The 12,194-nt window shown below is 51.3% G+C and carries 11 protein-coding genes and 3 pseudogenes; 10 read left to right on the top strand and 4 right to left on the bottom strand.

Annotated elements, in window-relative coordinates:
• Nucleotides 1–3: 3 nt before the first annotated feature.
• Both PISL_RS00810 and PISL_RS10445 read left to right on the top strand, forming a co-directional pair.
• Nucleotides 4–300, top strand: a pseudogene (locus tag PISL_RS00810) (zinc ribbon domain-containing protein); the annotation flags it as partial.
• A gap of 145 nt (nt 301–445) precedes the next feature.
• Nucleotides 446–667 (top strand): hypothetical protein, encoded by a 222-nt coding sequence (locus PISL_RS10445; RefSeq protein ID WP_167827585.1) that lies wholly within the window; start codon nt 446–448, stop codon nt 665–667.
• On the opposite strand, the gene PISL_RS10440 is transcribed toward PISL_RS10445, so the two are convergent.
• Nucleotides 664–906, bottom strand: coding sequence for a hypothetical protein (locus PISL_RS10440; protein WP_167827584.1), 243 nt, complete (start codon nt 904–906; stop codon nt 664–666). The genes PISL_RS10445 and PISL_RS10440 overlap by 4 nt on opposite strands.
• Nucleotides 907–980: 74 nt before the next feature.
• The gene (locus tag PISL_RS00800; RefSeq protein WP_053240235.1) at nt 981–1,544 is read right to left on the bottom strand and encodes a hypothetical protein; all 564 of its coding nucleotides are present in this window, start codon (nt 1,542–1,544) and stop codon (nt 981–983) included.
• 164 nt (nt 1,545–1,708) lie between these two features.
• Between PISL_RS00800 and PISL_RS00795 the strand changes: the two genes are divergently transcribed.
• From PISL_RS00795 to PISL_RS00780, 4 genes and pseudogenes are all read left to right on the top strand, one after another.
• Complete coding sequence (locus PISL_RS00795) at nt 1,709–2,104, top strand: acyl-CoA thioesterase (protein ID WP_011761914.1); 396 nt, start codon at nt 1,709–1,711, stop codon at nt 2,102–2,104.
• Nucleotides 2,086–3,011: pseudogene (locus PISL_RS00790) on the top strand (CoA transferase). Before PISL_RS00795 ends, PISL_RS00790 begins: the two are co-directional and overlap by 19 nt.
• A 57-nt stretch (nt 3,012–3,068) precedes the next feature.
• Entirely contained in the window at nt 3,069–3,959 is an 891-nt protein-coding gene (locus tag PISL_RS00785) for an MBL fold metallo-hydrolase (RefSeq protein ID WP_011761913.1), read from the top strand.
• Nucleotides 3,960–4,039: 80 nt separating this feature from the next.
• Nucleotides 4,040–4,540 (top strand): hypothetical protein, encoded by a 501-nt coding sequence (locus PISL_RS00780; protein WP_053240234.1) that lies wholly within the window; start codon nt 4,040–4,042, stop codon nt 4,538–4,540.
• Between the two features lie 503 nt (nt 4,541–5,043).
• Here PISL_RS00780 and PISL_RS10435 read toward each other — a convergent pair.
• Nucleotides 5,044–5,265, bottom strand: coding sequence for a hypothetical protein (locus PISL_RS10435; protein WP_167827583.1), 222 nt, complete (start codon nt 5,263–5,265; stop codon nt 5,044–5,046).
• Nucleotides 5,266–5,389: 124 nt separating this feature from the next.
• Between PISL_RS10435 and PISL_RS00775 the strand changes: the two genes are divergently transcribed.
• A complete protein-coding gene (locus PISL_RS00775; protein ID WP_011761910.1) occupies nt 5,390–6,472 on the top strand; it encodes an AAA family ATPase in 1,083 nt (360 codons plus the stop codon).
• Nucleotides 6,473–6,568: 96 nt separating this feature from the next.
• Here the strand turns inward: PISL_RS00775 and PISL_RS00770 are convergent, their stop codons facing one another.
• Nucleotides 6,569–7,000, bottom strand: a complete 432-nt coding sequence (locus tag PISL_RS00770) for an ArsR/SmtB family transcription factor (protein ID WP_011761909.1) — start codon at nt 6,998–7,000, stop codon at nt 6,569–6,571.
• An 841-nt stretch (nt 7,001–7,841) separates the two neighbouring features.
• On the opposite strand from PISL_RS00770, the gene PISL_RS00765 reads away from it, so the two are divergent.
• From PISL_RS00765 to PISL_RS00760, 3 genes and pseudogenes are all read left to right on the top strand, one after another.
• Nucleotides 7,842–8,765: a hypothetical protein gene (locus PISL_RS00765; RefSeq protein WP_011761908.1), complete on the top strand. Its 924-nt coding sequence runs from the start codon at nt 7,842–7,844 to the stop codon at nt 8,763–8,765.
• 668 nt (nt 8,766–9,433) lie between these two features.
• Nucleotides 9,434–9,715, top strand: a pseudogene (locus tag PISL_RS10430) (transposase family protein); the annotation flags it as partial.
• A gap of 417 nt (nt 9,716–10,132) precedes the next feature.
• Nucleotides 10,133–11,536, top strand: a complete 1,404-nt coding sequence (locus tag PISL_RS00760) for a CRISPR-associated DxTHG motif protein (protein ID WP_011761906.1) — start codon at nt 10,133–10,135, stop codon at nt 11,534–11,536.
• The last annotated feature ends 658 nt before the right edge of the window (nt 11,537–12,194 follow it).

Raw genomic sequence — 12,194 nt, 5'->3', positions numbered from 1 at the left:
AGCAATGGAGAGAAGAAGCGCCTCTACGACGGGCTTGGCCAGCTGAGGAGACGCCTACAGGCGCTAGCGCAATGGTACGGACTGCCGTATCTGGAAGAGAGGTTGTACTCAACCGTCTGTCCGAAGTGTGGCGCCAAGATGGCAGAGGAGAAAAACCGCGTTATGAAATGCGCCTGCGGCTTCTCAGATCACAGAGATTGAATTCCGCTCCTCTGGGCCAAAAGACGCTATTGGGAGCTCCTCAGGAAGATAAAACCCGTTTTTCCAACCCCCGCAGCCATCACACTTTTAAGCTCGTAAAGCCATTTATCCCATGAGTTGCCACCCCTGCTCTGGGGCTCGGCGATTAGGGCGCCGCCGGCATGACCCCGCCCTGGGTTGCTCCAAGCGACTCCAGGCGGGCCCCGAGCCCCCCGGGAAGGCCGGGAGCCGCAAAGGGGGCTTTATGCCTACCGGCTATATGCTTGCCGTGGCAAAGGTGTTAGAGGACGCCGCCAGGATGAGGCTCTACGACCTTACAAACGTGTCCATCAACCTCTACAAATTTCAATACAACGGACTTGACAAATCCGGGTTCGGCGGATATCCACACATCGACCTAGTGGTTGACGATATAGAAAGGCTTGTCGAGGCAGTATTCAGCTACTTACGCCAGTTGGAGTCTTAACTTCTTAAAGCCCTCGTCTGCCGCATTGAAGATGTACTACATGAACATGTGATATGTAATCCAAAGGTGTATTCTCTGACACTCTCCAAGGGGTCTTCAGGAAACAAGCCTGTAGTAACATCTATAAAGCTGTAGGACGCCACACTTATAAACGATGAGTCCCCTAGCACTGAATAGTTAAGTTGCGAAAGCTTAGACATATAGTGCAGATACCCTGGGTGTTGGAGAGTAAATGCCATAAGACAGCACATAGGGCGCATGAAAAAGCTGGTGTTCCAGAGATATGGAGATGAGGGTAATTAAGCGTAACATGCTACAGGGGCTTCTTCAACTCGTAGGGCTTCCAGCCAAGTTGTTTCCTAAACTCATTTATGAGCTCTATAGCCTTCTCTTTTTCCTCCTTTGGCATATCTTTCTTATGGAGGACGCCCATAAACAGAGCGTAAAGCCTCGCGTTTATCACCTTGGGAGATAGCCCATAATCCATATCTTCTCTAAGCTCGTCTAAGATTTCTCTCACCTCTTCTGCGTTGCTAAGCCCCTTGCCTCCCACGTCTTTAATCTTTCTACCTAGGTATAGGCGGCCTTTTTCCACCACTACCACCTTGCCGTTGTCAAATGTGACTCCGCCTTTGAAAACTCTGTCGTAAAACTCCCACGCGTCGGCGGCTTCGGGTTCTAGCTTTCTTAAACGAGTTAGGACAGACCTCCTGATTTCGTCGCTGAAGACCTTCCTCCTTTTCTTCACCCATTCGCCGAGTTCTTTAACAATTTCTTTTGTAACTTCGTCTGTGGCGCCTGCTTTTAATAAAGAGTTATATACCTTGCCCTCTATATACTCCTCCTCAGCGCTTGAACGCTTGACAACCTTTGGCATTAAAGACATCGGCCTAGACATTATAAATGTTTTGGAGAAGATTGTGGGGATTTAAAGCGTAAAACACGTCGCCGGCTCAGGTTGAAAAGGCAGAGGTAGCGCAGAGCTTTAGGACGCCCGTTTTTGCTATGTAGAAAGATAAAAACATCTGGTAAACATTAGTTATGCCTTTTGAGGTGCGATTTTACATCTATTGGTCTCAAACTGACGCGGCTGGAATAGTCCATTTTTCAGAGTTCTTTAGCCTAGTTGAACATGCCGAGGAGGAGTTCTATAGGGCCAGGGGCGTTTTGGAAATACACAGCCGTATGCCGCGTGTGGAGGCCTATGCCGTATTTAAATCGCCGTTAAGAAGAGGCGATGTGGCGAGGGTTGTCTTAAAGCCGTTGGAGATTAGGGAGAAGGCAGTTAAATACGGCTTTGAGATTTACAACGAGACGACCGGCGCGTTGTCTGCTACAGGCCATATCGTAGCTGTGTGTGTAGAAAACGAGGGGGGAAGGTTGAAATCTACTAGATGTCCCCAGGAGCTAGTTGACGTATGGCGAAGTATAGAGTAGTGGAGCTTGCCGTATTATACCCAGCGCCGCTTGCCGGCAGACTGCTCGCGGGGTGGGGGTTTGAGGTTTTTAAAGTGGAGCCCCCTGGGGGAGACCCCCTGAGAGTCTACATACCTCCACTTTTCCAGATACTTAACGCTGGTAAATACAGCGTGGTATTGGACTTGAAGAGGGGGGAGGATAGAGCCCGTCTTTATAGACTTATCGAAAAGGCAGATATAGTGTTGACAAGTTTTCGCCGTGCTGCCGCGGAGTTTCATATGACGTGTTAAAATCGATTAACCCCAATATTATATACGTCACAGTCTCTGGATATAAAAATTCAGACGCGCCTGGGCATGACATAAATTTCGCTGCCGTTGCAGGCCACTTAGGCGATAGGCCGCCGGTGCCCCAGTGTGTAGACGTCGCCACGGGCTTGGCGGCGGCGTTTGTAGCGGCTGTTGCGGTGGCGACTGGCCGAGCTGGATATTTTGAAGTGCCTATGGAGACTACGGCATATATGCTCAATCTGCTCAACTTCGCACAGTTGAAACATATAGGCGATCTACACCTTACTGGGGGCTACCCGTTTTACAATGTGTATAAATGCGCCGGCGGATCTGTGGCGCTTGGCGCAGTGGAGGAAAAGTTCTGGCGGCGTTTTGTCTCAATAATTGGAGAAGATTTGGGAAGTAGAATGTATGATAGAGAGGCTGTAGAAGAGGTGCAGAGAGAGTTTGCTAAAGTTAACTGTATAGAGCTGTTGAAAAAAGCGGCTGAACTCGATATACCGCTTTCGCCAGTTAGAACTATACAAGAGGTTTGCCACGGGGTAGACCTAGGCGAGATAATTCGCTCCATAGCTCCAGCCGGGGGGTCCGCGCCTGTGTTAGGCGAACACAACCAGCTTCTTGACAAGCTTTGATATTTTTAACCTAGAATAGAGAAGGTAACTGTTATAAGTGCTTATTAAAGTCTTAGTATGAAAATAGTTAGAGTTCTAGAGGGCGTTTATAAGATAGATCTAGAGCCCGGGGGGTTTTCCAATCTCGTGTCTGTATATGTGGTAGACGCCGGGAGAAATCTCGCCGTTTTTGAGGGAGGGCCTGCGTGTTCAAAAGCAGATCTAGTAACTGCTGTTAAAACTCTTGGAAAACCTCCTTCACATATATTTCTTACACATGTACATATAGACCACTACGGAGGCTCGGGGGCCTTGGCTGAGTTAAATCCAGAGGCCTTATTCTACGTACACCCTAGAGGCGCTAAGGTGCTTCCCAACCCAGATATAATATGGGTGCCTGCGAGAGAGGCCATGGGATGGCTCGGCGAGTTGTATGGAAGGCCTCTCGAAGTGCCTAGTAGAAACGCCAAAATTACAGAAGACGGTGAGATTGTAAACATAGGCGACATAGAGGTTGAGGTTGTCCACACCCCTGGACATGCGAGCCACCACCAGTCTTTTATCATAAAGCCGTGGGATATACTTGTGGTGGGAGATGCCGCCGGCATATACGTAAAGTCGCTTGACTACATTATTCCAACTACAATGGAGCCGCTTAGACTCGACATGTATATAGAAAGCGTCAAGAAGCTGATTTCAAAAAGGCCTAGATACGTCGCATATACCCACCACGATCTTTTAGACAACGCCGTCGACCTCTTAAATAGACATCTATCTCAACTAGAGACATGGAGTAGATCTGCGGAAGAAGCCGCCAGAGAAAAACTCACGCCTGCAGAGCTAGAGTCTATCTTAGCTGAGAGAGATCAAGACCTCCGCCGCGTCTACCCAGAGTTAAAAAAACTAAAGGCGCATTACCACCTCTTCCAAATGGCAGTACAGGGAATTTTAAAATACTACAGCTCATAAAAATCCGAGAGACGTCAAGCGCTTCAGTCGGTTTTTAATATAGTGAATATGTGTTTATACTCAGATTTTTAACTAGATTAATGCCACACTACAGTGGCGACAAGCTCCAAGTCTTAGATAAGGCCGGCGCCGACGGATTTGCTGTCTATGGCGTGTTGTTGAGATATCTAGCCAAGACGCGGGGAGTTGTACATAAGAGAGAGCTAGAGGAGGTTGAAAAACCTCTTTTGAAAAAATTCGGCGTGTTGCCGGCGATGGCATACAACGATCTTAGGAGGCTGGGCGTAATCTCCGTGGGGAGGAGCGGAGACTGGGACTCGGAGACTCCAGCAACACTTACACAACTAGGCGCCTTTGCGGTAAGATGCGTCTGGATAGAAGACAATGTAAAACTTGGCGCGATTCTGCCGATTTTTTGCCGTGTGAAAAACTGGCCGCTAGACCCCGGAGAGGCCGGCTACTGTATAAAACTATACAACCAACAAGACGCTTGGCTCGTTGAGGCAATCAAGCTGGCCCGCCCATATATCCTCCCATGTTTACCCTACGGGGCGGAGACTAAGGCATTGACTGGCCTTTAGCCGCCGCTTTTAGTGTATCCGGCTGTCCTCGGCTTCTTGGGCCTTGTGTTAACGTTTACCACGAAGACTCTCTCTGCTGCGAGATTTTGCCGTTTAGCTTAACCATCTGACCTCCTCTCCGCCCTAAAGGGCGAGGGTTCCCTTAAGGCGGGTCACATGTTTGTGGTTTACTACCTTCATTTTCACTGCTTCATAGCTGGTGAGTGCAGAATTTAGAATGTGATTGGATTGGTTAAAAAACGGGTTTGTTCTATGGCGGTTTTACCGCGAGCGCCGCCAACGCCGCGGTGGGTATCGCCGGTATGAACAAGGCTTGGGGGTGGCAACGGCGGCGTATGACGCCGGCGAGGTCGGCAAGTTGCTAGCGACGGCTCTGGCTGCGAAGGTCATGGCCATGCCTCCCAACGCCGCCTTGCGGCGCTGCTCAGCGCCACCGCGGCGGGCCAAGACGCGTTGGCGAAGAGTAGATTCAACTCAACGAAGCCCCCAGACAGCCGCCGTAGTCAACACGTCGGCGGGCGCCGCATATGTCGCAGTCTCAGCCAGCGCCAGGGGAGGGGGCGGGTTTCGCTGGCTCTGAGACGGGGCACGGCGCCGTGGGTTTGTCTTGTAAAACTTTTGGCTTGCTTCCATGCGCCTCCCATAACCAACAGAGATTTCAGCCCATCTACATATACGTACATAGTTGCTAAATTAACTATTCCTAAATCTACTTTGTTTCCCATAGGAAACAAAAGACGCCGAAAAATATGCCGAATTTCTTATGGAAGCTCTAAAGCCGGCTACTGGCGCCTGCCGCCGGCGTGGCCGGTTATTAAAACTTTATACCTCCCTAGTTACTAGGGAGGTATGTTGTTTAAGGAAGGGCCTGTGGAGAGGCCTGACGAGCTTTTCGATAGAGAGGCCGAGTTGGAGGAGCTGAGGAGGGCGCTGAGGGAGAGGAGGGTGGTCGCACTTCTGGGGGTGAGGCGGGTTGGGAAAACCTCTCTTGCAAAAGCAACGACGTGGGATTTGCCCAGGGTCTATGTAGACGTGAGGGAGTTCGAGTGGCGTACCTATGTCACCTGGGACGACTTCTACGGCGTTTTGAAGTCCGCTCTCCCGAGGTCTAGAAGGCTTTTGGAGGCGCTGTCTAGGATCTCCGGCGTCTCCGTGGCGGGCCTGGAGATAAGCTTTGCCGTTGGCAAGCGTAGGCCTCCGCCCGCCGAGCTGTTGAAGGCCTTAGACAAGTGGGCTGAGTCAGAGGGGGTCCGCGTCGTCTTTGTCATAGATGAGGCGCAGGAGCTCTATAAGTTGAAGGGCGGCTCCTTCACGCCGGTTCTCGCTTGGGCATACGACAACTTGTCCAACGTCGTCTTCCTCCTCACCGGCTCCAAGGTCGGGCTTATACACCGCCTCCTAAGGCCGGACGACCCCCCGTCGCCGATGTACGGCCGCTATATATACACAATCCAAGTGAGACCGCTCCCCAGAGATAGAGCTAAGGAGTTTCTCACAAAAGGCCTAGAGGAGGCAGGTGTGAGATACACCAAGGAGGCGCTGGAGACAGCCGTCGATAAGCTAGACGGCGTCATCGGCTGGTTGGCCTATCTAGGCCTTGAGGCAGTTAGGGCGGGGAGACTCACAGAGTCTCTCATCGCTGAGGTGCTGGAGAAGGCGGCGCGTCTTGCCTGGGGCGAGTTCTGCAGATTCGTACAGCTGAGGCAGAGCAGGAGGTACATCTACATAATGCAGGCGGCGGCCGAAGGGGCCACGTGGTCTGAGATAAAGAGATATCTGGAGATCAAAGAAGGCCCCGTGTACGACGCAGAGTTGTCTAGACTCCTAAAGACGCTGGTAGAAGAGGGGTGGTTGGAGAAAGAAGACGACGTATACAAGCCGGCGGATCCATTACTTAGACACGCGGCGAAAACCGCTGTCTCTTGTCAATAGGCTAAATTAAAGACAGCTCCATATGCGCGACTTTGACCACCGTCCTAACGGGGCTTTCAGCTGTAAACCTATCTGCGTTCTGCTCAAAAAGCAGATTTAAAAAGCCACGTCTTGATCCCAGCCGTCTGCCGCCTCAAGCTCTTCCAACGCGAGGGCTGTGAGTAGGGCTGTGTCTAGGATGCCGGCAGCGAACATGAGGGGTATGGCGGGCTCGTAGAGCTGGAGGATCTGCTCCGCCTCCTCCTCTCTGCCCGCTTTTCTCAGCTCGGCGGCCTTCTCTAACTCTGCCTTAGCCCTCTGTCTCCACTCCGCCAGCGTCTTCCACCCCTGTGGCGTTAGGCTATATACAACTCTCTTTAACAAAAGGCCTCTCTCTCCCTTTTCTACAAACCCAGCTACCATTAGCGTATTTAAGACAGCCTCCACATCGTGGGGCTCTAGGCCGAGCTCATCTGCAAGCTCATCTACCGACTTTGCCCCACGTGCCAGAGACTCCAACACCATGTAATACACCGGCTTAAACTCCATGTTAGAAAGAGATGTGCAGATATAAAAATTTATAGCCGACTCTTTATGTGAATAGGGCGGGGTACCAGAGCCCCCTGTGGCGCCCGGCCCTCTCCGGAGGGCTTGGGGCCCGCCCGCGGAGACGCCTTTTGGGCGGCCACGGGCAAGGGGGCTTGGGTCATTGGGGGCTGGCTGTGTCCCCTAGCCGCCGGGTCCCTCGTAGGTAAGATAGTTTTACGAGCTTAAGAGTGTGGTGGTTGCTGAGAGGGGGAAGTGGGTTGTTTTGCTTTTTCCAACAACTCCCAGTACCTCCTCTTTGTCTACAACAGCGGAATTCTGTCTCTACGGTTATTCAGACGCCGAGGTACAAGCTTTCCTCCCACGTATTACATGTGTCCATGGGTTAAACACATAAAATGGAAACTGAATAATACCTCACAGTTGATCAGCTTGTGAAGTTAATCGAGACGCTGAGACAGAAGGAGGGAGTTTCAAACTGTGCGCTAATTATGTTCAGATTATTACTATAGTTAACGCGAGAGGTGGCAATCATAAACTAGCCCGATTGTTCGTGGTTGAAACCTTGCCTTTAGGGCGGGGTGAATTTTTAAAGCTGTGTAGACAAATACTTAGCTCCTTTAGTGACAAGGGGCGTACACTGTAGTTAGTCTCAAAGTCCTTCTCGCCGAAGAGCGGCTAAAATGGTGGCTACCATAGCCGCAGTAGCCAACGCAACTACAAGACGCATATCTCATTACAAAGCCTTCTTAGACTTTTTGGCAAGACTTCTGAAGTCTAGAAATGTGGCGACGGGATATGTGGCTAGTCGATCATAGATTTATATACAATAGTCATTTTAATTATGATTTCAGTTGTTTTTACACCACAGCGTACAGAGTACGTGGGGTATTTCGTCGAGTTGGCAGAACAGTACGACGTTGTAATAGCCGAGGTTCCCAATGTAGAGGGGGTTGGAAAGTTTCTAAGGGGGGAGATAGATCTAGACTCTCTCTTCTACGAGATTGAATATTTCGACCCAATATATACCAGGGAGTTCTACAATAGCTTGAGGAGACTAGAGAGTAGGGGGGTTCAGGTAATTCCGTCTGATCCCTACGGCACGATTGCGATGAAGATTAGGATGGCCGCGTTGATGGGTAGACTAGATGTGAACGACCCAACTGAGAAGTACATTGCCTATATCGAGTCAGCCCTAGGCAATGTCTTTAAGAATTACAACGCGGCTCTCCTGAGGAAAGATTTTGAAAACATCGTAGTCTATACGGCTAAATACGCCAGGCTAGACGCGTCGAGGATAAAGTTTAGAAGCGAGCTGAGGGCTAGGGAGATCGCCAGAGTTTTAAAATACGCCAGTGGAGATGTCTTAATCCACAGCGACTGGTACCACGAGACAATAGCAGAGTACTTAGCCAAGAAGTTGGGGTGTAGAGTCAACGTAGTTCATCTACATAAGGCCGTGGGGAGAAAATTAAGCGTAGATATCCCAAAGCCGCCGGGCCTCGCCCTCACTTTAGCCCATCTCAAAGAGGCGAGATTGAAGCCAGAAGAAGAGAAGGCACTTGCGGCGGCAACTACGCTATATGTCTTACTAAGGCCTAGAGTTGTTGGCCCCCTGGTCATACGCGGTAGATATGACAGAGCTATTTTAGCCGACGCGGCGCTGGCTAAATTTACATATAGGCTAAGCTATATAGAGGCAAAGAAAATATATCAAAAGATCTTTATGCAAGACCTCTTTAAAATCCGTTTTACACGCTATATATAAATCAGCGGCGGATTCCCTCCCCCTTCAGGGAGACATGTCTGTGGACGTTACTATTAATTATTACACTCTACGTGTGTTTGTTGACGAAGGTGGGGCAAAAATACTGTAGTAGCTCTGGGAGCTACGACCTTTAAGCTTGTTTCGAACTTGACGCATGGCTTGTTAGTAATAATAAAAGACGTTGAGAGTCTGCAGGTCGGACGTCAAGAGACGTGAAAATCCTGAGTATTGGGCTTGTTGAAAAGAGGTGCCGAGGTGAGATACAAGTCGTTACACTACCGAGATATGTGATCTTCTATCGGCATTGGCAGAACTTACAGCAGGCACAGAACCTGTGACCCTTGGTAACCACAATAAGTCTCGCCCTCTGGGGCGGGATGCCCGGCGGTCTATATCTTCATGGCAGAGTGGTGAAGAATAATAAATAGAGACGTGTGTTATAAGAACGGGGCAGGTCAACTTGAAGATTGTCCTGGCAGAAGACATCTCGCCGCCCATTAACCCCGACGAGGGCTGTGTTATGAGGCCCGCGTTAGAGAAGGGCCCCACGACCCCGCGCCCGAGACAGCTGGGCTGTCGGTGAAGGCGTGGGCGAGGAGAAAGTCCCTAGGCGTAGGGACAGGCGGCGCGGTCATTCTGTATCTCTCCGTCAAAGCCTTGATACACCCCTCGATGGCCTCGGCCAGCTGAGAAAGAGGTTGAAGGAGTTATCCCAGTGGTATGGCATTCCGTACTTGGAGGAGCGGCTGTATTCGATCGTTCGCCCCCGTCGCGGGGCTAAGATGGCAGAGGAGAAAGGCCGCTTCATGCGTTGCCCCTCTTGCGGCTTCAGAGCGCATAGAGACAATGTGTCCGTGATTTAGACAGAGAAGAGGTATTGGGAACTCCTCCAGAAGACAAAACAACAAACTTTCCCCACTCCGGCGACAGTCGTGTTTTTAACCTCGTAACTCTCTCTATTTCATTAACGGCGCCTGGCCCCCCGGGGCGGTTGACGGGGGCGCGAAGATGGGGAAAGTTAACGACTTGGCGCCACGTCCCCCGGGTGACCCGCCCCCTCGCCCCGGCACACCCGAGACGGGCCCCCAAGTCCCCCAGGTGAGGGGCCAAGAGAAAGATAGAGGGACGTTTGAGAAACGTGTAGATGATGTGGCGATATCCGTTTGCTCCCGGGCGCCGTCGTGAGATGTCTAAGATGTCTTAGGCAGGCGTCTCGACAGATGTGGATATCCAACATCTTCTCACCTTCTGTCGCGAAATAACCCAAGGGAAGACAAACTTCTCTAGGTTGCGAAAACGGCCTCAACCAGCCTGGAAACGACATCTGGCGGGAGGGCATTGTTTTTAATGACTGTGTTTCTCTAGATGTGAGGGTTTTTGTAGTAAGTGTGTGGGGGTACCCGCCTGCGTGGAAGAGGGCGAGGTATGTAGCTGAGGAATTGGGTGGGAGGGCATTTGGGGGGAGGTCTGCTAGATTTGTCGGCTGTACCTCCGCCGGGTCTCTACTTAAATACCTAACTGGTTTAGACGTCGACCTTTTAGTAGTCGGCTCCGACTCTGTAGTTAACCCAAGGGAGGGCGGCGATTTGAGGAGACGCGCCGTGGAGCAGTATATGAAGTGGGCAGAGGAGCTGGGAGTTAAGGCGAGAGTTATATCTGTCCCTGGGATGGGGCTGTACTACGGCTGGAAATTTGAGGGGACTCCCGAGGCCATATTTGTAGACGTGTTTAAAGCAGTGTGGGAGGGGGCCGAGGGCGCTTCGTTTATCTTTCTAGACCTAACCCACGGCCTAAATTTTGTCATAGTCTCGGCGCTTTACGCCGTTGTCGCAGCCGCAATTGGCCGGGGGATGGAGAATAGACTTGTCTTAGTCAACTCTGAGCCGTATCCAGCTGACGTAGAGGAGAAGACTTGTATCTCATCTGTACGCCCCCCGCGGGTGGAGACGACGCCAGAGTTAAAAATACTAGACGTGTCTGGGCTGCAGACGGTATTACAAAGAGTTAGAGAGGTGTCGGCCCTCCGTAATTTAACGGCGGTGGGCAAGGCGAGGTGTACACGTTTTGGTAGGATGATATGGCTTATGTCTAATGGCGCGGCGGCCTTGGGCTTCCCCGGCGCTATATACGACGGGTGGGAGCCCACCTTCGGCCTGCCTGAACAACCTCCGAGACTTATGGAGTCTAGGCCAGTTTTAGAAAACCACGTGGTTAGATATGAACACCAGCGGGCGGAGGTTGTTGTAGACGTGGTGATGTATCAAGTGTGGAAAGAGCTAGGCCATATATTCAGCGGCGAGGCGGCCGCATCGCTTGTGGATTATCTCGCCGCAGTGGCTAGAGAATATGAAAGACGCGGCGCGATATACATCTCTGAAGTTTTAAAAACTGCGACACAAGAAGTCGCCCTCCTCCAGAAGGTAGTAGCCACGATGTACGGCCTAGATGCAGTAGTTTGGCCAGAGCTGTGGCTCGCCGTCTGGAGACACAAAGAGGAGGTTTTGAAACATCTTGAAGATAAAAGCTATGTAGATGTGTTAAGCGAAAGCCTAGCCGAGGCGAAAAAAGAAGTTGAAGAAGAGAGGAGGCGGCTGGCAGAGAGAGGAGTCGACCAGAGAACTGCGAGAAATTTCCTAGCCCACGGCGGCCTCTCCCCGGCGTTTATAAAACGCCTCGAGTTAAAAAACGGTAAAATAGCTCGTGTGGTATACGACGGGGGACTTGTAGAAAAGCTTGTCAAATATCTAGAAGGCAGAGTACCCGCTTGTTAGCACCACCACCGCAGATGTGCCATGCGTATTTAAGCCTTTCGTGTGTATAAAAGCGCGGAAGCTTTCCCAATAAACGCGAAGAAGAAAACCGCCCCAAGCTCAAACGGCGTGTAGCAACAGAAGTGAAGTCCCTAGATTAGAATGCGCTTGTATATCATAATCCGACCCGATTATTCGGGCTTGAAACCTCGCCCTTCAGATTAGGATTAAGTTACTAAAGTATCCGACTGCGCTGCTTATACGCCGCCGGTTCCCAGCGGCACTACAACGCCACAAGACGTCGGGAAGTCTCGCCGCTTGTCAAGAGAAAACATCCTTAACGTCCCCCTATCTTTTTCTTGGCCCCTCCCTGGGGGACTTAAGGGCCCGCCTCGGGTGCACCGGGGCGGGGGGCGGGTCATATGGGGCCGGCCGCTAGTTGTTTATTTTGTATCTGTCTTCGCACCCCCGTCTGCTGCCCCGGGGGCCAGACGTCGTTCATGTATGAGGAGTAGTTAGGGGGTTAAAAGTGAGGTAGTCGCCGGGGCGGGTTTGTCTTCTCTATTAGCTCTTGATACCTCTGCCCATAGTTATCGGCGTCTTCGGCCGGCGGTGTGGCGTATTGTCTTACGCTTCGGCGCCGCGGTCTGGGCTTTGTGTATAAGCCGCCGAGGTGCAG

The sequence above is a fragment of the Pyrobaculum islandicum DSM 4184 genome (assembly GCF_000015205.1).
Taxonomy (GTDB): domain Archaea; phylum Thermoproteota; class Thermoprotei; order Thermoproteales; family Thermoproteaceae; genus Pyrobaculum; species Pyrobaculum islandicum.
Note: the sequence above shows the minus strand (reverse complement) of the source record. Positions and strands in the feature narration are given on the sequence as shown.